Source organism: Pseudacidovorax sp. DMC4 (assembly GCF_056314265.1).
This window is the reverse complement of sequence record NZ_JBQUYR010000013.1, coordinates 1-24,847: the sequence shown is the minus strand read 5'-3', so window position 1 is coordinate 24,847 and position 24,847 is coordinate 1. Positions and strand designations below refer to the sequence as shown.

The window sequence follows — 24,847 nt, the reverse complement described above, 5'->3', positions numbered from 1 at the left end:
CGGCTCACTTCAGGAAGACGTCGTCCATGGGCGAGGCCGGGCCCCAGATGGTGGTCGGCAGGTTGCCCACGCGCTTGCTGGCCACCGTGTGGTAGGGCGCCAGGTTGATGTAGACGATGGGCACCTCGTCCGTCACGATCTTCTGGAAGGTGGCGTAGTAGGCCTTGCGCTTGACCGGGTCCATGATGCCGCCCGCCGCATTCAGCAGCTCGTCCACCTTGGGGTTGGCATAGTCCTGCGTGTTGGTCCAGACGATGGGCTTGATGTTGGTCGACAGGTAGGTGCGGTGCACGCCGATGACCGGATCGCCCCAGTTGAAGACCGTGTCCATGGTCATGTCGAAGTCGCGGCTGGCGACGCGTTTGGCCCAGGCCGGAAAGTCGGCCGAGGCGCGCACCTCCACGCCGATGCCCACCTTCTTGAGCTGCGAGCGCAGGTACTCGGCCACGTTCTTCTGCTGCTCGTCGTTGCCGGGGATGTAGTCGATGGTGAGCTTGAAGCGCTCGCCGCCCGCGCCCGGCTTGAGGCCCGCGGCGTCCAGCAGCTCGGCCGACTTCTTCAGGTCCAGCGGGTACTTCACCAGGTCGGGCACGGCGAAGGGGCTGCCCGGCACGATGGGGCCGTCGTCCACGGTGGCGAAGCCGCCCATCAGCGCCTTGGTGATGAAGTTCTTGTCGATGGCATAGGCGATGGCCTTGCGCACGTTGACATCGTTCAGCGGCTTCTTCGCAGTGTTGAAGGCCAGCCAGTTGATGGGGCCGATGCCCTCGAAGCCCTTGTCGGTCATCACCAGGTTGGGATTGGCCTTCAGGCGCTTGAGGTCCACCGCGCCGGCGGCGTAGGGCAGCATCTGCAGGTCGCCGCGCTCCAGGCCCAGCACCAGGCTCTGGGTGTCGGGCACGATGTTCAGGATGATCTTGTCGAGGTAGGGCTTGCCGGGCAGGAAGAACTTGTCGAACTTCTCCATCACCACGCGCTGCCCGGCCTTGAACTCCACCAGCTTGAAGGGCCCCGAGCCCACCAGGTTCTGGCTGTTGCGCGGGTTGTTCTTGAGGTCGGTGCCGTCGCCGTAGATGTGCTTGGGCATGATCGGGCACAGGGCCGGCGACATGGCAAGCACGATGGCCGGATGCGGCGTGCTCATGCGGATGATGGCGGTGGTGGGGTTGGGCGTCTCCACCTTCTCCACCGGCGCGAGCATGGTCGAGAAGGGGTGGTTGGCCTTGATCGCCATGATGGAGAAGGCCACGTCCTCCGAGGTGATGGGCTTGCCGTCGTGGAAGACGGCGTCCTTGCGCAGGTTGAGCGTGAGCGACTTGCCGTCCTCGGCCAGCTTCCAGCTCTCGGCGAGGTAGGGCTGCGGGTTCCACTTGTCGTCGAAGCGCAGCGGGCTGGCGAAGAGCTGGGTCGAGGGCACGGCCGTGGCGATGCCCGACTGCACGGCACCATTGAGGTGCCGCGGCGCCTGCGTGGTGCCGATCACCAGCGTGCCGCCCTTCTTGATCTCCTGGGCCTGGGCAGCGGTGCCGAGCAGGCTGCTGCCAGCCAGCAGCGCGGCCGCGGCCAGCGACAGGGCACGGCGGGTGAGGAACGGGGTGGTCATGGAATGCACTCCTGGATCGAATGGAAAGAGAGGAGACGTCGCGGCTCAGATCACTTCGTCGCGCAGCCAGTACCAGCGGTAGAGCAAGCTCTGGCCCAGGCGGCGGAAAGGCGCCGCCCATTCGCCTTGCGCCGGAAAGGGCAGCGCGCCCTGGTAGATGGGCAGGCCGAAGGCGGCATCGGCCTGGCCGGCGATGCGCTGCGCCATGCGGCGGCCCGCATGGGCCGAGAAGGAGACGCCGTTGCCGCCGTAGCCCAGCGCGTAGAAGACCTGCTGCGCGGCATCGGGTTGCACGATGCGGGGCATCATGTCGTGGCTCACGTCCACCCAGCCCCACCAGGAGTGGGCAATTTCGATATCCTTGAGCGCCGGGAACTTGCGCGCCAGCCCTTCGGTGAGCAGGCGGTAGTGCGCCTCGCGGTGCGCATCCGCGCCGGTGATGGCGCTGCGGCTGCCGATCTGCACGCGGTTGTCGGGCAGCAGGCGGTAATAGAAGCGCAGCGTCCGCGTGTCGGTGATGGCGATGCGCGTCTTGAAGCCGGTGGCCTCCAGCTCGGCCGGCGTGAGCGGGCGCGTGACGATGGAGTTGGACAGCACGGGGAAGTAGCGGTTCTTCAGCCCCGGGTACAGGCCCGGCGCCGTGTACGCGCCGGTGGCGATGCCCACGGCGCGCGCCCGCACCGTGCCGCCGGGCGTGCGCAGGTGGTGCACGCCGTTCTTCGTCTCCCAGCCGATGACCGGGCTGGCCGGGTGCACGCGGGCGCCCAGCTCGCGGGCCATCTTCAGGTAACCGTGGGCCAGCTTGAGCGGATGCACCGAGATGCCTTCGGACTCGTACTGCGCGCCCTTGGCGTCCTGGTCGCCGCACCAGTCGCGGCGCACTTCCTCGGCGCTGAGCATGCGCGCGTCGTAGCCGAAGTGCTGGCGCATCACCTCGGTCTCCCGGCGCAGGAAGTCCATCTTCTTCTCGCGATGCGCCACGAACAGGTGGCCGCCCGGCTGCGCGTCGCAGTCGATCTGCGCCACCAGGTCGGCAAAGGTCTGGAAGCCGAAGCGGATCTCGGCGTCGAGCTTCTTCGCCACGTCCAGGCCCCAGCGCTCGATCCACTGCGAGCGATAGAGCCGGCCGCTGGCGTTCTGGCCCTGGCCGCCGTTGCGACTGGTGCAGCCCCAGGCCACGCGGTTGGCTTCGAGCACCGTGGCCTTGATGCCGTGCTCTTTCGCGAGGAACAGGGCCGCGGCCAGGCCGGTGAAGCCCGAGCCGATGATGACCACGTCCGCATCGACGTCGGCGGTGATGGGGCCGTCGTCGTCCGGTGGCGTGCCGGCGGTGGCGGCCCAGTAGGTGGGCGCGTAGTCGCGGTTGTGGCCGGGGCCGGCCGAGACCAGCGGGTCGTAGGCCGGGTCGTAGGGCGCGAAGACTTCGCGCGGGGTGGTGATGGCCATGGTGCAGCGCTCCAGCAGGCTCAGGCCTTGGGCAGCGCGGGGCGCATCTTGCGGAAGGCGTTCTTCACCAGGATCTTTCCGTCCTGGAAGGTGAACACGTCCACGCCATCGGCCTCAACGCGCGAGCCGTCGGCGGCGGTGCCGGTGAAGGTCCATTCCGAGACGCCGCGCTCGCCGGCCACGAAGTGCCGGCCGTTGCGCCACTGCGCGTCGGGAAAGTTCTTCCAGGCCGCCTCGAAGGCCGCGGCCACGGCCTCGGTGCCGCTGTGGCGGGCGCCGCAGGCCTCGGGACCGGCGGCGGTCTCGAACACGCAGTCGGCATGCATGAAGCCCATCAGCGCGGGCAGGTCGTGGCGATTCCAGGCGTCGGAGAAGGCGGCGAGCATCTCCACGGTGACGGGCGAAGAAGGAGCAGAAGTCATGGCAGGGGCAGCAGGCTGGGCGTGGCGCGAAAGATGCAGGCCAGTCTAGGAAGCGACCGCGCAGCGCCATAGAGCCAGAGCCGGCCCATCGGCCACGCCACGACAGGCCAGCGGCGCACCAACAGCGTGAGCACGCCCCGCTTGTGTGCATGCGCACGCAACCCTCAACCCATCACCGATGCCCAGTACCGACGACCCGTCCCGCCCGCTGTGGGCCCGCCTCTTCCGCCTGCCGGAGCAGCCCGGCCTGCCGATCCAGGTGCGGCTGCGTGCGGTGATCGTGCAGGCCATCCTCGACGGACGCCTGGGCCCGGGCACGCCCCTGCCCTCCTCGCGCGACCTGGCGCAGGCTCTGTCCCTCAGCCGCAACACGGTCACGGCGGCCTATGAGCAGCTGGTGGAAGAAGGCTTTCTGGAGGCGCGCCCGCGGCGCGGCGTGTTCGTGGCTGCCGATGCCTCGCCGCTGCAGGCCGCGCCGGCAGTAGCCAATCCCTTTGCGCCCGAGGCGGCGGCCGGCAGCACGCCGCGCCCACCCGACTGGCGCGCCCGCGTGCTGCGCTCGCAGCGCGACCGGCCCACGCTGGCCAAGCCCGAGCGCTGGCACGACTATCCCTACCAGTTCGTCTACGGCACCTACGACCCGGAGCTCTTTCCCACCGACGACTTCCGCGAATGCTGCCTGCGCAGCCTGGCGCGGGTGCAGCTGCCGCACTGGACGCCCGACTTCGAGCAGGTGGACGTGGACGACCTGGTCACGCAGATCCGCCAGCGCCTTCTGCCCAAGCGCGGCGTGTATGCGCTGGCCGACGAGATCCTGATCACCGTGGGCTCGCAGCATGCCTTCTACCTGCTGGCCGAGGCGCTGTTCGATGCCCGCACCCGCGTCGGCTTCGAGGAGCCGGGCCATCCGCATGCGCGCAACTCCTTCCGCGTGCGCGACCCGCGCTTCGTCAACATCGCGGTGGACGACGACGGCCTGGTGGTGGACGCCATGCCGCAGGTGGACTACGTCTTCGTCACGCCCAGCCACCAGAGCCCCACGACGCGCACGCTGAGCCTGGAGCGGCGCCAGTGGCTGCTGCGCAAGGCCGAGCTGCAGGACTTCGTCATCGTCGAGGACGACTACGAGGCCGAGAACCTGTACGCCGGCATGCCCATGCCCGCGCTCAAGAGCCTGGACACGGGCGGGCGGGTGATCTACATCGGCTCGCTCTCCAAGAGCCTGTCCCCGGCGCTGCGGCTGGGCTACATCGTGGCCTCGCGCGAGCTGATCGCCGAGCTGCGGGTGCTGCGCCATGCCATGGTGCGCCACCCCAGCGCCTTCCTGCAGCATGCCTATGCGCTCTTCCTCTCGCTGGGGCACCACGAGTCGCATGCGCGGCGGGTCAACCAGATCATGCAGGAGCGCCTGGCGCGGGTGGCGCAGGCGCTGCGGCAGTACCTGCCGGACTTCCGCTTCACGCCGCCGCAGGGCGGCGCCTCGGTGTGGGTGGAAGGGCCCGACTGGCTCGATTCGGCCGAGCTGGCCGACGTGGCGCGCGGCCACGGCGTGCTGATCGAGGCGGGCCGCGTGTTCTACGACCAGCCGCCGTACCCGTGCCCGCAGTTCCGGCTGCGGCTGTCGTCCATCTCAGGGGCGCAGATCGAAGCGGGCGTGCGTGCGCTGGCGCTGGCGGTGCACGAGCTGGCTGCGGCGCGGGGGGTGCGGCGGGCGGCGCCGGTGCATTGATGCCCGTCCCTGCGGGGCCTGGGCGCACCGACCCGCTACGGCGTGCGGGCCCCTTTCCTCAGATGTAGTCCAGCGGCAGGGCGGTGGTGTACTTGATCTGCTCCATCGCGAAGCTGGACGACACGCTGCTGAACTCCAGATTGGCCACCAGCCGCTTGTAGACGCGGTCATAGCCTTTGACATCGGGCACCACCACGCGCAGCAAGTAGTCCGTGTCGCCACTCATCCGGTAGAACTCGACCACCTCGGGAATGGTGTCGACCACCTCGCAGAGCTTGCGCATCCAGGCATCGTTGTGCTCGCCGCGCAGGGCCACGAAGACGGTGACGCCCACGTTGAGCCGGGACGGGTCCAGCAGTGCGACGCGCCCACGGATGTAGCCCATCTGCTCCAGCTTCTGCACCCGGCGCCAGCAGGGCGTCGAGCTCAGATTGACCCGTTCGCCCAACTCCTGCAGGGACAGGGATGCGTCCCTCTGGAGCTCCGCAAGCAACTGCTTGTCGAGGCGGTCGAGCAAGGAAATTCTCCTGGGTCGCTGAAGATGAGGATGGATTTACAAGATGAGGCAAGAAGGGTGCCAGATTTGGAATCCATTCGCGGGGCTCCTTGAGGAAGATCTACTCCCATGACAGGCGACGCCCGCATCCTCTCGCATCCATCCCATCCGCCCATGCCCGACACGCTGCTGACGCACGGAGGGCGGCAACCCGCTGCGCACCACGGGCTGGTCAACATGCCCATCTACCGGGGCTCGACCATCCTTGCCGACTCGCTGGAGCAGTGGGAGTCCCGGAAGACGCCGGACAACCCCTATGCCTCCTACGGCCGCTTCGGCACGCCCATCACCCATGCCTTCGAGGACATGCTGGCCTCGCTGGAGGGCGGCTATCGCGCCCGGGTGTATCCCTCGGGCCTGGCGGCCTGCACCCATGCCGTGCTCGCCTTCGCCGGTGCCGGCGACCACGTGCTGCTGCCCGACTGCGTCTATGGCCCCATGCGGGCCTTCGCCAAGGGCACGCTCGCGCGGCTGGGCATCGCGGCGGATTTCTACGATCCCGCCATCGGCGCCGGCATCCGCGACCTGCTGCAGCCCGCGACCCGCGTGGTGTACCTGGAGGCCCCGGGGTCCGGCACTTTCGAGATGCAGGACATTCCCGCCATCGCGCGGGAGGCCCGCCGCTGCGGCGCCTTCGTGGTCATGGACAACACCTGGGCGACGCCGATCTACCTGCGCCCCTTCGATCTGGGCGTGGACGTCTCCATCCATGCGGCCACCAAGTACATCGTCGGCCACTCGGACGCGATCCTGGGCGTGGCGACCGCCAGCCGGCAGGCCTGGCCCCGGCTGCGCGATGCCGCGGCGGCGTGGGGACAGACCGTGGGCCCGGACGAACTCTTCCTGGCCCTGCGCGGCCTGCGCACGCTGCATGTGCGCCTGAAGCGGCACTGGGAGAGCGGCCTGGCGTTGGCCGAGATGCTCAGCCGCCACCCCATGGTGCGACGCGTCATGCATCCGGCCTTGCCCGGCGACCCGGGGCATGCCTTGTGGCGCCGTGACTTCACAGGGGCATCCGGACTGTTCGCCGTCGAGTTGCAGCCCGTCGCGCAACAATCGCTGTCCGTCTTCTTTTCGACGCTGCAGCTCTTCGGCATCGGTTTGTCGTGGGGCGGCTTCGAGAGCCTGGTGTTGCCCATGGACCCTCCACAGCGCGATGCCAAGCCCTTCGCATGCACCGGCCCGCTGGTTCGCATCCACGCGGGACTGGAATCGTGCGATGACTTGCGGGCCGACCTGTGCCAGGCCCTGGATGCCATGCAGCGGCATGCCCGCGCAGGGATTGCCTGAACCCCGGCCGCCACGGCCACACACGAGATCCATAGGAGTACTGCTTTGCCTCATTGGGCCATTGGCATCGACATCGGCGGCACCTTCACCGACCTGGTCGCACTGAACCACGCGAGCGGGGAACAGCGCAGCCTGAAGGTCCTGACGACCTACGCGGACCCCACGCTCGCAGTGGCCGAGGGCATCGGCCAACTGCTGCAGCGCAACGGCATTGCCGCCGCGGACGTGCGGCAGGTCGTGCACGCCACCACGCTGTTCACCAACGCGCTGATCGAGCGGCGCGGTGCCTGCACGGGCATGCTCGCGACCCGCGGCTTCGGCGACATCATCGAGATGGGCAACGAGCGCAAGTACGACCTGTACGACCTGCAGATCGACCGCGCGCCGCCGCTGGCACCCCGCCATCTGCGGGCCGAGGTGGCGGGGCGCATGGATGCGCAGGGGCAGGAGGTCGAGGCCCTGGCCATCGAGCCGGCGCTGGCCGAGGTGGGCCGCCTGGTGGACGCGGGTGTGGAGTCGCTGGCCATCTGCCTGCTGCATGCCTATCGCTCGGATCGGCACGAGCGCCAACTCGCGCAGGCCATCGCGCAGGCCTTTCCCCAGCTCACGCTGACGCTGTCCAGCGCGACGGCGCCGGTGATCCGCGAATACGAGCGCATGAGCACGACGCTGGCCTGCGCCTACATCAAGCCCATGGCGCGGCGCTACCTGGACGTCCTCGCGCGGCAGCTGGGCCGCATCGGCCTGCCCGAAGACATTCTGATGATGCTGTCCAACGGCGGCCTGGCACGCATCGACTATGCGCGCGAGCACCCCATCGCCCTGCTCGAGTCGGGGCCTGCGGCGGGGGCCATCTCGGCCACGTACCACAGCCTGCGCGAGCAGATGGCGAACCTGCTGGCCTTCGACATGGGCGGAACCACCGCCAAGCTCTGCCTGGTCAACGAGGGCACACCCTCGATCGCCTTCGGCTTCGAGGCGGCCCGGCGCAAACGCTTCGCCGAGGGCAGCGGCATGCCGATCAACATCACCACGGTGGACCTGATCGAGATCGGGGCCGGCGGCGGCAGCATCGCGCAGCGCGATCCGCTGGGCCTGCTCAAGGTGGGCCCCCGGAGCGCCGGCTCGGAGCCCGGACCGGTGTGCTACGGCCGCGGCGGCCAGGAACCGACCGTGACGGACGCCAACCTGCTGCTCGGTTATCTGAACGCCGACTTCTTCGCCGGCGGATCGATCGCCATCGATGCCGCGCCAGCCCGTGCGGCCTTCTCGGCGCTGGGGCAGGCGCTGGGCCACGAGGCCACGGCGGCCGCCTGGGGTGTGCACAACATCGTGGCCGAGAACATGGCAGCGGCCGCACGCGTCCACGTGGCGGAGAAGGGCCAGGACCCGCGCCGGTACATCCTGGTGGCCACCGGCGGCGGCGGGCCGCTGCACGCCTACTACGTGGCCCGCAAAATCGGCATCTCCACCATCGTCTGCCCGCCGGAAGCCGGCGTCGCCTCGGCATTCGGCCTGCTGGTGTCGGCAGCCAGGGCCGACCGGTCCCGCACGGTGAGCTTCAAGCCCGTCAGCGACGACCTGCAGCAGCTGGAACAGGCCTTCGCCGAACTGGAGACCGAGGTCGCGCAGCCCCTGGCCGCGCTGGAGGAGGATTTCGGCCCCCGGCATCTGCAGCGCCGGGCCGATGGACGCTTCGTCGGCCAGGGCTTCAATCTGACCGTTGCGCTGCCCGATGGCCCCTACGCCTTCGACGACGCGCAGGGCGAGCAGCGCTGGCGCGACGGCCTGGATCAGGCCTTCCGGGCCGAGTACCGGCAGAAGTTCGGGCGCGTGCCGCCGGACGTGCCGGTGGAACTGGTCAACCTGCGCGTGGCCGGCAGCGCGCCGCCACGGCAGCGCTTCGAGCCCAGGCCGCTGCCGCCCGGCGAGCCCGCACGGCCCAAGGCCACCCGGCCCGTCTATTTCCAGGAGCGCCAGGGCTTCGTGGATACGCCGGTGTACGCCCGGGAAGACCTGCGCCCGGGCCAGCGCATCGCCGGGCCGGTGCTGGTGGAAGAGGCCGGCACCACCACGGTGGTCGGGCCCCTGGGCACCCTCAGCGTGAGCCCCAACGCCAATCTCGTGATCGACATTCAGGAGCGCCAGGCATGACGACGCAGACTCCCTCTTCGGCCGCGCAGGACGTGGACCCCATCTTCCTGGAGATCTTCTGGACACGGCTGCGCTCGGCGGTCAGCGAGGCGGCCAAGCTCATCGTGCGCACCTCGTTCTCGACCCTCTCGTCGGAGGCCAACGACTTCGCCGTCGTCATGACCGACTCGCAGGGCCGCACGATCGCGGAGAACGCGGGTGCCATTCCCTCCTTCATCGGCACGCTGGGCAACACGGTCCGGGCGATGCTGGAAGCGATCGGCGCCGCCAACATGCGCCCGGACGACATCTACATCACCAACAACCCCTGGATCGGGACGGGCCACCTCAACGACGTGTGCCTGGTCAAGCCGCTGTTCCATGCGCAGCGCCTGATCGGCTTCGCGGCCACGGCGGGACATGTGCCCGACATCGGCGGGAAGATCCGCTCGGTGGACGCGCGCGAGCTGTTCGAGGAAGGCTTCCACATTCCACCGATGCACTTCCTGCGGCAAGGCGAGCCCGACGCCACGCTGCTGGGCCTGCTGCGCAGCAATGTGCGCACGCCGGAGCAGACCGTGGGCGACATCTGGTGCCATGCCGGGGCGACGGAGCTGATCGCCCAGCGTGTGAGCGATCTGCTGGGCGAATATGGGCTGACCGAGGTGGACAGCCTGGCGGCCGCGCTCTTCGAGCGCAGCGAGCAGGCGATGCGCCAGGCCATCCGCCAGCTGCCGGCCGGCGAATATGCCTACCGCATGGAGACGGATGGCTTCGACCAGCGCTTCGAGTTCCAGGTCAAGGTCGTGGTGGGCGACGGCGAGATCGTCTGCGACTACGCGGGCACTTCCGGCGAGCAGCCCCGGGCCGTTAACTGCGTGCTGCCCTACACCCATGCGATGACGGCCTATGCCATCAAGTGCATGCTCGTGCCGGACCTGCCGAACAACCACGGACTGCTGCTCCCCATCACCACGCTCGCACCGCAGCGGTCGCTGCTGAACCCGGTGTCGCCGGCGCCTGTGGGCGGCCGCTCGTGCACCGGCCACTATGTGCCCATGCTGGTCTTCGGCGCGCTCGCGGACATCCTGCCCGGGCGGGTCATGGCGGGCGTGGGCTCGCCGGTGTGGATCACCAACCTGAGCGGGCGCCGCGCCAATGGCAAGCCCTTCGCCACCGTGCTGTTCTTCAACGGCGGCATGGGCGGCACGCAGGGCAAGGACGGCGCATCGGTCATGTCCTGGCCCAGCAACATCTCGCCCACGCCGATCGAGGTGGCCGAGCGGGACTCGCCGCTGCACTTCAGGCGCAAGACCTTCGTGGCCGGCTCGGGCGGCGCCGGGCAGCACCGGGGCGGCCTGGGCGAGGAGATCAGCTTCGTCAACCAGAACCCGACGCCCCTGACCGCGGTGTTCCTCACCGAGCGCATCCACGTGCCCGCGCCGGGCCTGCATGGCGGCGCAAGCGGGGAGCTGGGGGCGGTGCTGATCAACGGGCAACCCGTCGATTCGCGCGTCCCCCAGGTACTTCAGCCTGGCGACGAGGTCACCTTGCGCACACCCGGCGGCGGCGGCTACGGGCCGGCGGCCGAACGATTGCCGCAGGCCGTCGAGAGCGACCGGCGCCTGGGTTATCTGTAGCACCTCGCTTGCATCCGCAAGTTCACGCATTCCGCTATCCCATAGGACTCAACGTCATGCCTTCCAGAAGACATTTCCAAGCTGCATTGCTCGCCGCCGCGCTCGCGGGGGCAGGCATCGGCAGCAGCCGGGCCGACACCGCCTATCCCAGCCGGCCCATCACGCTGGTCGTCGGCTTCTCCGCCGGCAGCAGCATCGACATGGTGGCCCGCGCCGTCGCCCAGCGGCTGGGCGAGAAGCTCGGGCAGGCCGTGGTGGTCGAGAACCGCGCGGGCGCGGGCGGCAACGTGGCCGCCCAGCAGGTGGCCCAGGCCGCGCCGGACGGCTACCGCCTGCTGGTGGTGGCCAACAGCATCGCCATCGGCCCGGCGATCTACGACGACCTCAAGTTCGACGTCAAGAAGGACCTGCGGGGCATCGCCTACATCGGCGCCGGGCCGGTCATCCTGAAGGTCAGTGCCGGCAAGGGCATCGATTCGCTGCCGGCCCTCGTGCGCGAGGCCAAGGCGCATCCGGGCAAGCTCAACTTCGGCTCGTCCGGCGTCGGTGGCACGCCGCACATGGCCGCCGAACTGTTCGATCAGGTCGCCGGCATCCGGATGACCCACATCCCCTACAAGGGCGGCTCGGACGCGCTGACGGCGCTCATGGCGGGCGAGATCGACGTGCTCATCAATCCGCTGCTGGGCGACGTCAGCTCGGACAAGGTCAAGTCGCTGGCCGTCAGCGGCAGCGCCCGCTCGCCGCAGGCGCCCGATGTGCCCACCTTCGCCGAACTGGGCTACCCAAGCTACGACATGAACGTGTACTACGGCCTGATGGGGCCGTCCGGCCTGCCCGACGACATCGTCGCCAAGCTGAACAAGGCGGTGAACGAAGTCCTGGCCATGCCCGCGCTGGTGGATGCGCTGACCACGCGCAGCGGCATCGCACTGCGGCAGGGCAGCGCCGCCGAGTTCCAGGCCTTCATCGCCCGGGACGTGGAACGCTGGCAGGCGGTGGTGCGCAACGACAAGCGCATCCTGGCGCGCTGACAGGCACCTGCGGGGGGTCGACTTGCGCGCCGGGCGCATGAGCTTGCGCGCTTTTCTTCGTTGCCGGACTTCCGAGCCGCTTCCCAGAATCGTCGGCTCTGCGCCGAAGCAGTGCAGTGCGCGCCGCACCAGGCACCAGCCGGGTGCCCGCGCTGGCGCGCTGGCTCTTTCGGTCGCCGGCCTCTGGCACTTGGGCGGCACGGCGCAGGGCAGCACAGTTCATTCCAAGCCAACCCCTCAGGAGGATTTTCATGACCCCCCCGTTCCGCTTCACCCGCCGCAGCCTGGCGCTGCTCGCGCTGTCGGCCCTGGCCGCCGGCGCGCAGGCCCAGGCCGCCAAGGAAGTCACGATCGCCCACCAGGACATGGTGGTGCCCTGGCGCTATGCGCAGGTCACCGGCGAGATCGAGAAGGCCACCGGCTACAAGATCAACTTCCGCAAGTTCGCGGGCGGCGGCGACGTGATCCGCGCCATGGCCTCGGGCCAGGTGCAGATCGGCGAGGCCGGCTCGGCCCCCGTGGCCTCGGCCCTGTCGCAGGGCCTGCCGGTGGAGCTGGTGTGGATCCTCGACGACATCGCCGACGCCGAGGCCCTGGTGGCGCGCAACGGCTCGGGCGTGAACAGCGTGGCCGACCTCAAGGGCAAGAAGATCGGCGTGCCCTTCACCTCCACCACGCACTTCCACACGCTGGTGGCGCTGGAGGCGGCCAAGGTCGATCCGTCGCAGGTCAAGATCCTCAACATGCGCCCGCCCGAGATCGCCGCCGCCTGGGAGCGCGGCGACATCGACGCCACCTTCGTGTGGGACCCGGTGCTCTCCAAGGTCAAGGCCAGCGGCAAGCAGATCACCAGCAGCGGCCAGATCTCCAAGCAGACGGGCAAGGCCACCTTCGACGGCATCATCGCCAACAAGCCCTGGGCCGCGGCCAATGCGGACTTCATGGTCAAGTTCCTGTCGGCCATCGCCAAGGCCGATGACGCCTATGCCGCCAACAAGGCGCAATGGGTGGCCGGCTCGCCCCAGGTGAAGGCCGTGGCGCAGGTCACCGGTGCCACCGAGGCCGACGTGCCCGCCGCCATGGCCCTGTACCGCTTCGTGCCGCCGGCCGAGCAGGCCTCGGCCACCTGGCTGGGCGGCGGCGCCAAGGGCGGCGCGGCCCAGTCGCTGGCGGCCACGGCGGCCTTTCTGAAGGCGCAGGGCACCATCGCTCAGGTGCTGCCCGACTACAGCGTGGGCGTGAACGCCAGCTACGCGGCCAAGGCCAAGCCCTGAGCGTCGCCCCCGACCGGAGACGCACACCATGGACGGATTGCGCATCGAGAACGTGGGCGTGACCTACGCCGGCCGCGGCGGCGCCGAGGTCACGGCCCTGTCGCAGGTGGACCTGGGCTTCGCCCGCGGCGAGTTCGTCGTCGCCGTCGGCGCCTCGGGCTGCGGCAAGACCACGCTGCTGTCGTGCATCGCGGGCTTCATGGCGCCCAGCGAGGGCCACATCTTCGTCAACGGCCGCCATGTGGAAGGCCCGGGTGCCGACCGTGGCGTGGTCTTCCAGAAGCATGCGCTGATGCCCTGGCTCAACGTGATCGACAACGTGGCCCTGGGCCTTCGCCTGCGCGGCCTGGGCCGCGCCGAGCGGCACGAGGCGGCCATGAAGCAGATCCGCGCCGTGGGGCTGGAGCGCTATGCCACGCAACCCGTCTACCAGCTCTCCGGCGGGCAGCAGCAGCGCGTGGGCATCGCCCGGGCCCTGGCCGCCAACCCGGCCATGCTGCTGATGGACGAGCCCTTCGGCGCGCTCGATTCGCTCACGCGCGAGCAGGTGCAGGAGTTGGTGCTGCAGATCTGGGCGCGCGAGGGCAAGCTGTGCTTCTTCATCACGCACGACGTGGAAGAGGCGCTGTTCCTCGCCACCGAGCTGATCGTGATGACGCCCTCGCCCGGCCGCGTCTCGCGCCGCTACCAGCTGGACTTCGGCCGCCAGTACATCGCCGGCGGCAGCGCACGTGCCATCAAGTCGCAGCCGGAGTTCATCCGCCTGCGCGAAGAGGTGATCGACGCGATCCATGCGGGCGCGGCGGTGCATTGAGCCGCACCGGTTTGCGCCGAGTCCCTTTCCATTCGCGCCAAGCGCTCTCCGTTCATGTCGCGCCAACCCGTTCCCGTTCGCGCTGAGCCTGTCGAAGCGCCGCCCCCGGCCTTTCCTTGAGGAACACACGATGACGCCCACCGCCCCACCGATAAAGATGGCCGCCGCACCGTCCCCTGTGCGCCCCGCTTCGGATACCGCCCCGCCCACCGCCCCGCCCGCAATTGCGCGCCCCGCACCCACCACTGCCCGCAGCCGCCCCACCCAGGGCCACCGCCGCCCGGGCGAAGGCCGCACCACCGCCATCAGCATCGCCACCGTCGCCGTGCTCTTCCTGCTCTGGTGGGCCGCCGCCGCGCTGGCCTGGCTGCCACCGCTGGTGCTGCCCTCCCCCGCCTCGGTGTGGGACGCCTTCGTCGCCGCCGTCCAGGGCAAGGGCCAGGGCGGCAAGCCGCTGCTGGAGCACTTTCTGTGGAGCCTGGGCCGCGTGTTCGGTGCCTTCGCGCTGGCCTGCGTCACGGCCGTGCCGGTGGGCATCCTGATGGGCGTGTCGCGCACGCTGCGCGGCGTGTTCGACCCCGTCATCGAGTTCTACCGCCCACTGCCGCCGCTGGCCTACCTGCCGCTGGTGATCATCTGGTTCGGCATCGAGGAGACCTCGAAGGTGGTGCTCATCTACCTGGCCTGCTTCGCGCCCCTGGCCGTCGCTGCGCGGGCCGGCGTGCGCTCGGTGGGCAGCGAGCAGATCGACGCCATCCTCTCGCTGGGCGCCAACCGCTGGCAGGTGATCCGCCATGTCGTGCTGCCCGCCGCCCTGCCCGACATCCTGACCGGCATGCGCATCGCCATCGGCTTCGGCTGGACCACCCTGGTCGCCGCCGAGATGGTGGCCGCCACCGCGGGGCTGGGCCAGCTGGTGCTCAACGCGTCCAACTTTTTGCGCACCGACGTGGTGGTGATGGGCATCCTGGTGATCGGCGTCGTGGCGCTGCTGTTCGACCTGCTGATGCGGCGGATCGAGGGGTGGGCGGTGCCGTGGAAGGGGCGGATGTAGCCGAGCAGGGGCCGGCGGCAGCGACCCTGGCGACAAATCTACGTCTCGCAGGGCGCGCTGGTATTCATTTGCCCTGGGGCCATGACCGCTGTCGGCGCACCTCCTGCATGTCGGGCTGCCCAGTACCCAAGGCAGCCAGACGCTTCGCTGCTTGCACCCGAACGAAAGTTTCGACCGCTACGCGGAACAGCTCGGACTTATCCATACCGGGCTCTGCCATCTCCAGCGCTTGTTCGTAGAGCTCGTCGTCGATGGTGACCGTAGCGCGCATGACGCTCCCCCATGAGGTCGGACGGGCTGAGGTCATCCATGGAGCCGCCGCTGGTTGGGACAAAAAGATTCTGGACCCGCCGGGACATGTCCAGCTACCTCCGTTTGTCAAAGAGCGGCATCGAATCGCCCTCGTCACATGGGCACAATCCGCGACCAGGTTCAGAGCCCCGCCCCACCCGCCATGAAACCCTCGACGCTGTTTCAACAAAAGCGATCAGCCATCCGCGCCGTGACGAGCAGGCACCGCGTCGCCAATCCTCGCGTGTTCGGCTCCGTGCTGCATGGCGATGATCAAGAGGGCAGCGATCTCGACCTGCTTGTCGATCCGCTTCCGGACACCACCATGTTCGACATCGGCGGGCTAAGAGGCGATCTGGAAGAACTGCTCGGGATCAAGGTCGACGTGCTCACGCCGGATGCTCTTCCGGACAAATTCCGCGCCGCCGTGCTGGCTGAGGCGGAGCCGGTATGACGCAAGCCCCACGGGTCAGAGACGTCCGGTCGCGCACGGCTGAGAGGTCCTGAGCACGTAGACCCGTTTGCAGGGGGTCGCCAGCCTGCGAGCACTTGCTCGAGGCCGACTGCCCCGCCCTACAACAACCGCTTCAAATACCGCCCCGTGTGGCTCGCCTCGCAGGCCGCCACATCTTCCGGCGTGCCGGCCACCACCACCTGCCCGCCGCCGGCCCCGCCTTCGGGGCCCATGTCGATGACCCAGTCGGCGGTCTTGATGACGTCGAGGTTGTGCTCGATGACGACGATGGTGTTGCCCGCGTCGCGCAGCTGGTGCAGCACCTTCAGCAGCAGCTCGATGTCGGCGAAGTGCAGGCCGGTGGTGGGCTCGTCCAGGATGTAGAGCGTGCGGCCGGTGTCGCGCTTGGACAGCTCCAGCGCCAGCTTGACGCGCTGGGCCTCGCCGCCCGAGAGCGTGGTCGCGCTCTGACCCAGCTTGATGTAGCTGAGGCCCACGTCCAGCAGCGTGCGCAGCTTGCGCTCGATGGTGGGCACGGCCTGGAGGAACGCGTGCGCGTCCTCCACCGTCATCTCGAGGATCTGCGCGATGTTGCGGCCCTTGTACTGCACCTCCAGCGTCTCGCGGTTGTAGCGCTGGCCGTGGCAGACCTCGCAGGGCACGTACACGTCGGGCAGGAAGTGCATCTCCACCTTCACGACACCGTCGCCCTGGCAGGCCTCGCAGCGGCCACCCGCCACGTTGAAGCTGAAGCGGCCCGGGCCATAGCCGCGCTCCTTGGCGGTGTTGGTCTCGGCCATCAGCTCGCGGATGGGCGTGAACAGGCCCGTGTAGGTGGCCGGGTTGCTGCGCGGCGTGCGGCCGATGGGCGACTGGTCGACGTTGATGACCTTGTCGAAGTACTCGATGCCCTCGATGGCCTCGTGCGGCGCGGGTTCGTCGTGCGAGCGGTACAGCGTGCGCGCCACGGCCGCATAGAGCGTGTCGTTGACCAGCGTGGACTTGCCCGAGCCCGACACGCCCGTCACGCAGGTGAGCAGGCCCACGGGGAAGGCCGCGCTCACGTTCTTGAGGCTGTTGCCGGTCGCGTTCAGCACGCGGATTTCCTGCAGCGCGCCCTGCGTGAGCAGGTGCTGGGCTTCGCGCTCGGCACGGCGCTCCGCGGCAGGGCTCATGGGAAAGCGCGAAGGCTTCTTCTTCGTCTCCGCCGGCGTCTGGGCGGCGGCCACCACGGGCAGGCGCGGCGTGCGGCGGGCCGGCACCTCGATGCGGCGCACGCCGCTCAGGTACTGGCCGGTGAGCGACTGGGGGTTGTCCGCCACCTGCTGGTGCGTGCCCTGGGCCATGACCTCGCCGCCGTGGATGCCGGCGCCCGGGCCCATGTCGATCACGTGGTCGGCGGCGCGGATCATGTCCTCGTCGTGCTCGACCACGATCACGCTGTTGCCGATGTCGCGCAGGTGTTGCAGCGTGCCGATCAGCCGGTCGTTGTCGCGCTGGTGCAGGCCGATGCTGGGCTCGTCCAGCACGTACATCACGCCCGTGAGGCCCGAGCCGATCTGGCTGGCCAGGCGGATGCGCTGGGCCTCGCCGCCCGACAGCGTCTCGGCGCTGCGGTCCAGGCTCAGGTAGTTGAGGCCCACGTCGTTGAGGAACTTGAGCCGCAGGCCGATTTCGCGCACCACCTTGTCGGCGATGTCGGCCTTGCTGCCCTGCAGTTTGAGCTGCTCGAAGTAGGCGAGGCTGTCGCGCAGCGTGAGGTGGCTCAGCGCATGAATGGAGCGCTCGGTGGGCGGCTCGGCCGACTGGTCCACCAGGAAGACGTTGCGCGCCTCCACCCGCAGGCGCGAGCCGCCGCAGTCGGGGCAGGGCTGCAGGCTGCGAAAGCGCGCCAGGTCGTCGCGCACCATGGCCGAGTCGGTCTCGCGGTAGCGCCGCGCCATGTTCGGGATGATCCCCTCGAAGGGATGCTTCTTCGTGACCTTCTTGCCCGCGAAGTTGCCCGACTCCATGGTGTAGCTGAACTTGATCTCCTCGCCGGCCGAGCCGTGGAGCAGCACCTGCTGGACCGAGGCCGGCAGCGACTCGAAGGCCGTGTCCAGGTCGAACTTGTAGTGCTTGGCCACGCTCTCCAGCATGCTGAAGTAGTAGCCGTTGCGGCGGTCCCAGCCCTTGATGGCGCCGCTGGCCAGGCTCAGCGACGGGAAGGCCACCACCCGCGCCGGATCGAAGAACTCGCGGTGGCCCAGGCCATCGCAGCTCGGGCAGGCGCCCACCGGCGAGTTGAAGGAGAAGAGGCGCGGCTCCAGCTCGGTGATCGAGTAGTGGCACAGCGGGCAGGCGAACTTGGCGTTGAAGAGGTGTTTCTTCTCTTCCTTGCCCTCGCCGCCCAGCTCGAGCGCGATGGCGCGGCCCTCGGCCAGGCGCAGCGCGGCCTCGAAGCTTTCGGCCAGGCGCTGCTGCATGTCGGGCCGCGCGCGCAGGCGGTCGATCACCACGTCGATGTCGTGCTTCTCGGTCTTCTTGAGGGCGGGCAGCTCGCTGTATTCGTAGACCTGGCCATCGACGCGGAAGCGCACGTAGCCCTGGGCCTGCATCTCGGCGAAGAGTTCGAGGAACTCGCCCTTCTTCTCGCGCGCGACCGGCGCCAGCACCATCAATCGCGGTTCGTCAGGAATGGCCAGCACCGCATCCACCATCTGCGACACGGTCTGCGCCTGCAGCGGCAGGTGATGGTCGGGGCAGTAGGGCGTGCCGGCGCGGGCGAACAGCAGGCGCAGGTAGTCGTGGATCTCGGTCACCGTGCCCACGGTGGAGCGCGGGTTGTGGCTGGTGGCCTTCTGCTCGATGCTGATGGCGGGCGACAGGCCCTCGATCAGGTCGACGTCGGGCTTGTCCATCAGCTGCAAAAACTGCCGGGCATAGGCCGAGAGGCTCTCGACGTAGCGGCGCTGGCCCTCGGCATACAGCGTGTCGAAGGCCAGGCTGGACTTGCCCGAGCCCGACAGCCCGGTGATCACCACCAGCTGGTTGCGCGGGATGTCGAGGTCGACGTTCTTGAGGTTGTGGGTGCGCGCACCGCGGATGCTGATGCGCTGCTGGGCCAGCAGGCGGCCCAGGTAGGCGCGGTCGGCCGCGGCCGGGGCGGAGTCGTCGAAGGCGTCGTCGTGGGGGGCGGTCACAGGCGGGCGGTTCGTGCAGGGCAACCGGGCATGATAGACCGCGCGGGGTTTTCAGCGCTCCGGCGCGGATTGCGGCCCGGCTGGCGGCGGGGGCTCCGGCGTGGGCTCCGACGCAGACGCCGGTGCGGCGCCAGCGGCCGGCGGCTCGGCGTCGGCTTCGGTTGAGGGCTCGGTGGCGACTGGCTCCACCGGGGGCGGCACCGGCTCGGGCCGCACCACGGCCGCCACCATGTGCTCGGCCAGGGCCTCGTACAGCGGCCGGCTGATCATGCGCGAGACCAGGCTGGCCAGCATGGCGCTGGCCATCAGGCTCAGCACCATGGCGTGGCCGTCCACCATCTCCATCACGATGATGAAGGCCGTCAGCGGCGCCTGCGTCACCGCGGCCAGGAAACCGGCCATGCCCATGGCGATGAGGGCCGGCCCCAGGCCATGGCTCGTGACCGAGGCCACCGCGTCGCCGATGCCGGCGCCGATGGACAACGAAGGCGCGAAGATGCCGCCGGGCACGCCGCTCCAGGCCGTGATCCAGGTGGCGATGAACTTGAGCAGGGTGTAGACCGGCGTCAGCGGGTCGTGGCCTTCCAGCATCAGCTTGACCGCCTCGGAGCCGGCGCCGAAGGTGGCACCGCCCGAGGCGAGGCCCATCGCCGCCACCAGCAGACCGCAGGCCGCCGCGAAACGCACCGGCGCCCGCGCGCGCAGCCGGGTGAGGCGCTGCGGCGCATTGGTGAGCGAGGCGATCATCAGCCGGGAGAACACGCCGCCCGCCACGCCGCAGGCCAGGGCCACGCCCAACCCGGGACCGGCAATGTCCCAGCCCAGCCGCGGCACCTGGATCCGGCCGAAGTAGCTGAGGTTGCCAAAGGCCGACACGGCCACCAGACCAGCCAGCACGATGGCGGCGATCACCACGCCGCTCGCACGCGCCTCCAGCCGGCCGGCCAGCTCCTCGATGGCGAAGACCACGCCCGCCAGTGGCGCATTGAACGCCGCGGCGATGCCGGCTGCCCCGCCCGCCACCAGCAGCGCCCGCGCGTCGATGGTGGTGCGCGGCGACAGCCAGCGCCGCGCATGCTGCATGACGCCGGCCGCCACCTGCACCGAGGGGCCCTCTCGCCCCACCGACAGCCCGGCCGCAAAGCTGGCCGTGCCCAGGACGATCTTGCCCAGCGTGAGCCGCAGCGAGACGAAGCGGCTGCGCCCGGCCGGCGGCAGCTCGTCGTCGAGCGCGGCCTTGACCTGCGGAATGCCCGACCCAGAAGCCGACGGGAACCAGCGCCGGGTGACGGCCACGATGCCGGCCGTGGCCAGCGGCGTCCAGATCAGCACCGCCCAGGGCTGCGCGTGGTAGAGGCGCTCGAACAGGCCGAAGGCCCATTCGGCCGCCAGCGTGAAACCCACCACGAAGAGGCCGGCCAGCACCGCATAGCCCAGCACGATGGCGCGGTCGAACCACATGCGGAAGCTGGAGAACTCGGCGCGCAGGTTCTGGAGGAAGTCGGGTTCGCCATTCATGGAGCGGCCCATTCTCTCTGCTCGGTCGCGGCCGGCCGCCTGAGCGCAGAAGTTCACGGCCGCCGGGGCCTGCGCCGGCGTCCGGGCGAGGCACATCGGGCACAATGGCCGGCTCGTTTTTTTCCGCAACCTTCCTCTTTTTCCACTCATCAGGGGCAGCGAACACACCATGGCAAGCGTCAACAAAGTCATCCTCGTCGGCAACCTCGGCCGCGATCCCGAAACCCGCACCTTCCCCAGTGGCGACCAGGTCTGCAACGTGACGCTGGCCACCACCGACCGCTGGAAGGACAAGCAGTCCGGCGAGATGCGCGAAGCCACCGAGTGGCACCGCCTGGTGTTCAACGGCCGCCTGGCCGAGATCGCCGCGCAGTACCTGCGCAAGGGCTCGCAGATCTACGTCGAAGGTGCCATCCGCACCCGCAAGTACACCGACAAGGACGGCGTCGAGAAGTACGCCACCGACATCCGCGTCGACCAGATGCAGATGCTGGGCAGCCGCCAGGGCATGGGCGGCCCCGGTGGCGGCGGCGGTGGCGACGACGAGTACGGCATGGGCGGTGGCGGCGGCGGTGGTGGTGGCTACGGCGGCGGCAATGGGGGTGGCGGCGGTGGCGGCTATGCCCCGCGCGCGGCCGCAGCACCCCGCGCACCCGCCCCGCGTCCGGCCCCGGCGCCCGCGCCCTCGCGCGCGCCCACGGGCTTCGACGACATGGACGACGACATCCCCTTCTGATCGCGCGGGGACGGCGCCGGCCGGCACAGGCTGGCGCATCGAAGCCCACGCATGACAAGGCCCGCGGCTCCTTCATCGGAGGCGCGGGCCTTGTCGCATTTCGGGGCACCCGGAGAGCCGGATGCCGAGCCGCCATCGCGGCGTCGGGGCGTGCTGCTCAGGCTCTCAGGCCCAGAAGCCGTCGATGCCGCCCTCAGGCTCGAAGCGCCCCGGCCCCTTGACGAACAGCCGCAGCGGCCCGGGCATGGCGCGCTCGGGCACGTCGTGCGCCGGGTCCCCGGGATAGGCCATGGCCTTCCCGCCGCCGGGCATGTCCATCACATGCGGCCGCACGCAGTAGGGGCCGCGCTCGCGGGTGGCTTCCATGAGGCCCGCCAGGTCGCCCTGAGCACTCGCATGCGCCAGGTGCACCAGACTCATGATCTGCGGCGGCGCCAGCGCCATGCGGCCGTCCCAGTACTGCTGCAGGGCCTCGCGCGGCGACAGCCAGGCGCTGGCGACGGCCTCGTGGTCGTCGTGCTCGGCGATCTGGCCCAGCGGCAGCGCGGCGATGAAGAAGCGGGTGTCGAAGCGCCGGCCCTGGAAGGAGACCGAACGCTCCGGCGTGATCCAGCGCGAAAAGGGATGCAGCGACAAGAGCTGCGGCTGCAGCCCGGCCTCGGCCATCGCGGCGTCCAGCCGCAGGCCGTCGTCGCACAGCGCATGCACCCGCGCCACCCAGGCCGCCGGCGTGGCGCCGCTGGCGCCATGCGCGAAGAGCACGCCGCATTCCTCGAACACCTCGCGCAGGGCCGCCATGTGCAGCGCCAGCGCGACCGAGGCAGGCAGTTCCGGCTCGGCCAGGCGGAAGGGCAGGGCCTGCGGGTCGGCGTCGGGGGCGACCTCGGGATGGGCATCGGCCAGGTCGACCTTGCCGCCCGGAAACACCCAGGCGCCGCCCAGCACCGAGGAGCGGTCGTGCCGCCGCACCATGAACACTTCCAGCCCGCCCGGCCCGTCGCGCAGCAGCAGCACGCTGGCGGCGGCTTCGATGGGCAGGACAGGCGGCGTGGAGGGCGGCGTCATCGGAGGGTTCCTGAACCCGCCCCGTCGGCGGAGCGGCAGCAGCCATTGTGCCGGCCGGGCCTGCCTGTGGCGTCCTACAGGCGACATGCTGCACCGCAGCTAGGCTGACGGCCTCGCCTCGAAGCGCACCGGCTGGCGGTCGCCAGTCCTCCCCTGTGGGGGCACAACGCTCGGGCCATGTCGCATGCTTGAAGGAGCCCCCACCATGTCTCTCGAAGTCCGGGAAGGCCTGCCACATCCCCTGGGCGCCACGTTCACCGGCGACGGCGTCAACTTCGCTGTCTTTTCCGCCCACGCCACGCGCGTGGAGGTCTGCATCTACGACGAGGCCGGCCAGAACGAGACCGGCCGCGTCACCCTCCCCGAATACACCGACGAAGTCTGGCATGGCTTCGTGCCCGGCCTGCTGCCCGGCGCCCGCTACGGCCTGCGCGTGCACGGCCCCTACGAGCCCGAGAACGGGCACCGCTTCAACCCCAACAAGCTGCTGCTCGACCCCTATGCCAAGGCGCACATGGGCGAGCTCAAGTGGGCGCCCGAGATCTTCGGCTACACCGTGGGCCACGAGGACGGCGACCTGAGCTTCGACGAGCGAGACAGCGCGCCCTTCGTGCCCAAGTGCGTGGTGGTGGACTCGCGCTTCGAATGGAAGCAGCCGCGTGCACCGCGTGTGCCGTGGGAGCGCACCATCGTCTACGAGACCCATGTGCGCGGCCACACCATGCGCCACCCCGCCGTGCCCGAGCACCTGCGCGGTACCTTCGCCGGCCTGGCCAACGACGAGGTGATGCGCCACATGCGCGAGCTGGGCGTGACCAGCGTGGAGCTGCTGCCGGTGCAGCGCTTCATCACCCAGTCCTTCCTCGAGGAGAAGGACCTGCGCAACTACTGGGGCTACGACACCATCGGCTTCTTCGCGCTGGAGCCGCGCTACCTGAGCGAGCCTTCCATCGACGAGTTCAAGGGCATGGTCGACCTGCTGCACGGCCAGGGCCTGGAAGTGATCATGGACGTGGTCTACAACCACACGCCCGAGGGCAACGAGCTGGGCCCCACGCTGAGCTTCAAGGGCATCGACAACGCCAGCTACTACCGCCTGATGCCCGGTGGCGACGGCGGCCCCGGCCCGCGCTACTACATCAACGACACCGGCACCGGCAACACGCTCAACCTCAGTCATCCGCGCGTGCTGCAGATGGTGACGGACAGTCTGCGCTACTGGGTCACCGAAATGCATGTCGACGGCTTCCGCTTCGACCTGGCGACCATCCTGGCGCGCGAACCCTACGGCTTCGACGAGGGCCACGGCTTTTTGGACAGCTGCCGGCAGGACCCGGTGCTCAGCAGCGTGAAGCTGATCGCCGAGCCCTGGGACTGCGGCCCGGGCGGCTACCAGGTGGGCGGATTTCCACCCGGCTGGGCGGAATGGAACGACCGCTTCCGCGACACCGTGCGCGCCTTCTGGAAGGGCGACGAGGGCATGGTGGCCGACCTGGCCGGCTGCATTACGGCCAGCGCCGACCGCTTCAACCGGCGTGGGCGCCGGCCGTGGGCGAGCGTCAACTTCCTGACGGCGCACGACGGCTTCACGCTGGCCGACCTGGTCAGCTACAACGACAAGCACAACGACGCCAACGGCGAGGGCAACCGCGACGGCCATTCGGACAACCGCAGCTGGAACTGCGGTGCCGAGGGGCCGACCGACGACGAGGCCGTGCTGACACTGCGGGCCCGCCAGCAGCGCAACATGCTGGCCACGCTGCTGCTGTCGCAGGGCACGCCGATGGTGCTGGCCGGCGACGAGTTCGGCCGCACGCAGCAGGGCAACAACAACGCCTACTGCCAGGACAACGAAATCTCCTGGTTCGACTGGGAGGGCATCGACGACCGGGGCCGCTCGCTGATCGCCTTCTTCAAGCGGCTCACGCACCTGCGCCAGACGCTGCCGGTGCTGCGGCGCAACCGCTTCCTGACCGGTGCCTTCGACGAGGAGCTGCAGGTCAAGGACGTGACCTGGCTGTCGTGCGACGGCTCCGAGATGGACTCCAGCCACTGGGACGATTCGCGCACACGCTGCTTCGGCATGCTGCTGGAAGGCCACGCCCGCGCCACCGCCATCGCGCGCCGCAGCCTGGACCGCAGTGTGCTGCTGGTCTTCAACGCCTGGGAAGATGCGCTGGACTTCAAGCTGCCCGAGCATGGCGAGGGCACGCAGTGGACGCTGGCGGTGGACACGGCGCATGACGTCGATCCGCAGGCACCGGTGGATCAGGTCGGCGCTGCGTTCGAGGCAGGGCAGACGTATACGGTGACGGCGCGGTCGATGATCGTGATGGTGGCGGGCTGAGGCGTTCAGGCGTCCGGGTTCCTGGGCCTCGGTGCCTGTGTACCTGGGTCCTGGGGTGGTCGCGCTTTCGGGACACTGAGGCGCATTGCCTGTGGGGGCGCGCGCCGGCGCCGGGCCCAGGGCGCGCGGGCTCATACGGGGTCGGTCGGCCCTGTGGGCCGACTCCGCTGCGGTGCTCGGACGAACGGGCCGCGGCAGAACTCGCTACGCGCTTCGCGCTGCGCTCAAACAACTGCCGCGAGTCAGTTCACGAAGCAGG

19 protein-coding genes are annotated in these 24,847 nt (G+C 69.6%); 11 read left to right on the top strand and 8 right to left on the bottom strand.

What is annotated here, in order from left to right; translation table 11 throughout:
• Positions 1-4: 4 nt before the first annotated feature.
• From ACT54X_RS21810 to ACT54X_RS21800, 3 genes are read right to left on the bottom strand one after another with little or no spacing between them, the layout of a single operon-like run.
• Positions 5-1,603: an ABC transporter substrate-binding protein gene (locus ACT54X_RS21810; RefSeq protein ID WP_476348557.1), complete on the bottom strand. Its 1,599-nt coding sequence runs from the start codon at positions 1,601-1,603 to the stop codon at positions 5-7.
• Positions 1,604-1,648: 45 nt separating this feature from the next.
• The gene (locus tag ACT54X_RS21805; RefSeq protein WP_294366433.1) at positions 1,649-3,049 is read right to left on the bottom strand and encodes an NAD(P)/FAD-dependent oxidoreductase; all 1,401 of its coding nucleotides are present in this window, start codon (positions 3,047-3,049) and stop codon (positions 1,649-1,651) included.
• A 20-nt stretch (positions 3,050-3,069) separates the two neighbouring features.
• Positions 3,070-3,471, bottom strand: a complete 402-nt coding sequence (locus ACT54X_RS21800; RefSeq protein WP_476348555.1) for a nuclear transport factor 2 family protein — start codon at positions 3,469-3,471, stop codon at positions 3,070-3,072.
• A gap of 178 nt (positions 3,472-3,649) precedes the next feature.
• Here ACT54X_RS21800 and pdxR point away from each other — a divergent pair, with 178 nt between their 5' ends.
• The gene (gene pdxR / locus ACT54X_RS21795) at positions 3,650-5,200 is read left to right on the top strand and encodes a MocR-like pyridoxine biosynthesis transcription factor PdxR (protein WP_476348553.1); all 1,551 of its coding nucleotides are present in this window, start codon (positions 3,650-3,652) and stop codon (positions 5,198-5,200) included.
• Between the two features lie 58 nt (positions 5,201-5,258).
• On the opposite strand, the gene ACT54X_RS21790 is transcribed toward pdxR, so the two are convergent.
• Positions 5,259-5,717, bottom strand: a complete 459-nt coding sequence (locus ACT54X_RS21790; protein ID WP_476348551.1) for an Lrp/AsnC family transcriptional regulator — start codon at positions 5,715-5,717, stop codon at positions 5,259-5,261.
• A 108-nt stretch (positions 5,718-5,825) separates the two neighbouring features.
• Between ACT54X_RS21790 and metC the strand changes: the two genes are divergently transcribed.
• The 7 genes from metC to ACT54X_RS21755 all read left to right on the top strand — a co-directional run bounded on the left by metC (position 5,826) and on the right by ACT54X_RS21755 (position 14,995).
• Entirely contained in the window at positions 5,826-7,046 is a 1,221-nt protein-coding gene (gene metC / locus ACT54X_RS21785) for a cystathionine beta-lyase (RefSeq protein ID WP_476348549.1), read from the top strand.
• Positions 7,047-7,091: 45 nt separating this feature from the next.
• Positions 7,092-9,200 (top strand): hydantoinase/oxoprolinase family protein, encoded by a 2,109-nt coding sequence (locus ACT54X_RS21780; RefSeq protein WP_476348547.1) that lies wholly within the window; start codon positions 7,092-7,094, stop codon positions 9,198-9,200.
• Complete coding sequence (locus tag ACT54X_RS21775) at positions 9,197-10,819, top strand: hydantoinase B/oxoprolinase family protein (RefSeq protein WP_476348545.1); 1,623 nt, start codon at positions 9,197-9,199, stop codon at positions 10,817-10,819. Before ACT54X_RS21780 ends, ACT54X_RS21775 begins: the two co-directional genes overlap by 4 nt.
• 56 nt (positions 10,820-10,875) lie before the next feature.
• A complete protein-coding gene (locus ACT54X_RS21770) occupies positions 10,876-11,853 on the top strand; it encodes a tripartite tricarboxylate transporter substrate binding protein (protein ID WP_476348543.1) in 978 nt (325 codons plus the stop codon).
• A 251-nt stretch (positions 11,854-12,104) separates the two neighbouring features.
• Positions 12,105-13,127 (top strand): taurine ABC transporter substrate-binding protein, encoded by a 1,023-nt coding sequence (tauA, locus tag ACT54X_RS21765; protein ID WP_476348541.1) that lies wholly within the window; start codon positions 12,105-12,107, stop codon positions 13,125-13,127.
• A 28-nt stretch (positions 13,128-13,155) separates the two neighbouring features.
• Positions 13,156-13,941 carry a taurine ABC transporter ATP-binding protein gene (locus tag ACT54X_RS21760; RefSeq protein WP_476348539.1) on the top strand — a complete coding sequence of 262 codons (786 nt, stop codon included), beginning with the start codon at positions 13,156-13,158 and terminating at the stop codon, positions 13,939-13,941.
• Positions 13,942-14,071: 130 nt separating this feature from the next.
• The gene (locus tag ACT54X_RS21755; RefSeq protein WP_476348537.1) at positions 14,072-14,995 is read left to right on the top strand and encodes an ABC transporter permease subunit; all 924 of its coding nucleotides are present in this window, start codon (positions 14,072-14,074) and stop codon (positions 14,993-14,995) included.
• A gap of 64 nt (positions 14,996-15,059) precedes the next feature.
• Here the strand turns inward: ACT54X_RS21755 and ACT54X_RS21750 are convergent, their stop codons facing one another.
• Positions 15,060-15,266 (bottom strand): type II toxin-antitoxin system VapB family antitoxin, encoded by a 207-nt coding sequence (locus ACT54X_RS21750; protein ID WP_476348535.1) that lies wholly within the window; start codon positions 15,264-15,266, stop codon positions 15,060-15,062.
• A 183-nt stretch (positions 15,267-15,449) separates the two neighbouring features.
• Between ACT54X_RS21750 and ACT54X_RS21745 the strand changes: the two genes are divergently transcribed.
• Positions 15,450-15,740: a nucleotidyltransferase family protein gene (locus tag ACT54X_RS21745; RefSeq protein WP_294366404.1), complete on the top strand. Its 291-nt coding sequence runs from the start codon at positions 15,450-15,452 to the stop codon at positions 15,738-15,740.
• Positions 15,741-15,859: 119 nt separating this feature from the next.
• On the opposite strand, the gene uvrA is transcribed toward ACT54X_RS21745, so the two are convergent.
• Positions 15,860-18,922, bottom strand: coding sequence for an excinuclease ABC subunit UvrA (gene uvrA / locus ACT54X_RS21740; RefSeq protein WP_476348532.1), 3,063 nt, complete (start codon positions 18,920-18,922; stop codon positions 15,860-15,862).
• 51 nt (positions 18,923-18,973) lie between these two features.
• The gene (locus tag ACT54X_RS21735) at positions 18,974-20,440 is read right to left on the bottom strand and encodes a chloride channel protein (protein WP_476348531.1); all 1,467 of its coding nucleotides are present in this window, start codon (positions 20,438-20,440) and stop codon (positions 18,974-18,976) included.
• A gap of 169 nt (positions 20,441-20,609) precedes the next feature.
• Between ACT54X_RS21735 and ssb the strand changes: the two genes are divergently transcribed.
• A complete protein-coding gene (gene ssb / locus ACT54X_RS21730) occupies positions 20,610-21,176 on the top strand; it encodes a single-stranded DNA-binding protein (protein WP_476348529.1) in 567 nt (188 codons plus the stop codon).
• Between the two features lie 165 nt (positions 21,177-21,341).
• On the opposite strand, the gene ACT54X_RS21725 is transcribed toward ssb, so the two are convergent.
• A complete protein-coding gene (locus tag ACT54X_RS21725) occupies positions 21,342-22,241 on the bottom strand; it encodes an NUDIX hydrolase (RefSeq protein WP_294366397.1) in 900 nt (299 codons plus the stop codon).
• A 205-nt stretch (positions 22,242-22,446) separates the two neighbouring features.
• On the opposite strand from ACT54X_RS21725, the gene glgX reads away from it, so the two are divergent.
• Positions 22,447-24,588 carry a glycogen debranching protein GlgX gene (gene glgX / locus ACT54X_RS21720; RefSeq protein WP_294366396.1) on the top strand — a complete coding sequence of 714 codons (2,142 nt, stop codon included), beginning with the start codon at positions 22,447-22,449 and terminating at the stop codon, positions 24,586-24,588.
• Positions 24,589-24,847: the final 259 nt, after the last annotated feature.

Bases quoted from the DNA above. Each gene is read 5' to 3' on its own strand.
- ACT54X_RS21805 (WP_294366433.1), bottom strand. From the start codon at position 3,049: ATGGCCATCACCACCCCGCGCGAAGTCTTCGCGCCCTACGACCCGGCC.
- ACT54X_RS21725 (WP_294366397.1), bottom strand. From the start codon at position 22,241: ATGACGCCGCCCTCCACGCCGCCTGTCCTGCCCATCGAAGCCGCCGCC.
- ACT54X_RS21745 (WP_294366404.1), top strand. From the start codon at position 15,450: ATGAAACCCTCGACGCTGTTTCAACAAAAGCGATCAGCCATCCGCGCC.
- ssb (WP_476348529.1), top strand. From the start codon at position 20,610: ATGGCAAGCGTCAACAAAGTCATCCTCGTCGGCAACCTCGGCCGCGAT.
- ACT54X_RS21760 (WP_476348539.1), top strand. From the start codon at position 13,156: ATGGACGGATTGCGCATCGAGAACGTGGGCGTGACCTACGCCGGCCGC.
- ACT54X_RS21735 (WP_476348531.1), bottom strand. From the start codon at position 20,440: ATGAATGGCGAACCCGACTTCCTCCAGAACCTGCGCGCCGAGTTCTCC.
- ACT54X_RS21755 (WP_476348537.1), top strand. From the start codon at position 14,072: ATGACGCCCACCGCCCCACCGATAAAGATGGCCGCCGCACCGTCCCCT.
- pdxR (WP_476348553.1), top strand. From the start codon at position 3,650: ATGCCCAGTACCGACGACCCGTCCCGCCCGCTGTGGGCCCGCCTCTTC.
- ACT54X_RS21810 (WP_476348557.1), bottom strand. From the start codon at position 1,603: ATGACCACCCCGTTCCTCACCCGCCGTGCCCTGTCGCTGGCCGCGGCC.
- ACT54X_RS21750 (WP_476348535.1), bottom strand. From the start codon at position 15,266: ATGCGCGCTACGGTCACCATCGACGACGAGCTCTACGAACAAGCGCTG.
- tauA (WP_476348541.1), top strand. From the start codon at position 12,105: ATGACCCCCCCGTTCCGCTTCACCCGCCGCAGCCTGGCGCTGCTCGCG.
- ACT54X_RS21800 (WP_476348555.1), bottom strand. From the start codon at position 3,471: ATGACTTCTGCTCCTTCTTCGCCCGTCACCGTGGAGATGCTCGCCGCC.
- metC (WP_476348549.1), top strand. From the start codon at position 5,826: ATGACAGGCGACGCCCGCATCCTCTCGCATCCATCCCATCCGCCCATG.
- ACT54X_RS21775 (WP_476348545.1), top strand. From the start codon at position 9,197: ATGACGACGCAGACTCCCTCTTCGGCCGCGCAGGACGTGGACCCCATC.
- ACT54X_RS21770 (WP_476348543.1), top strand. From the start codon at position 10,876: ATGCCTTCCAGAAGACATTTCCAAGCTGCATTGCTCGCCGCCGCGCTC.
- glgX (WP_294366396.1), top strand. From the start codon at position 22,447: ATGTCTCTCGAAGTCCGGGAAGGCCTGCCACATCCCCTGGGCGCCACG.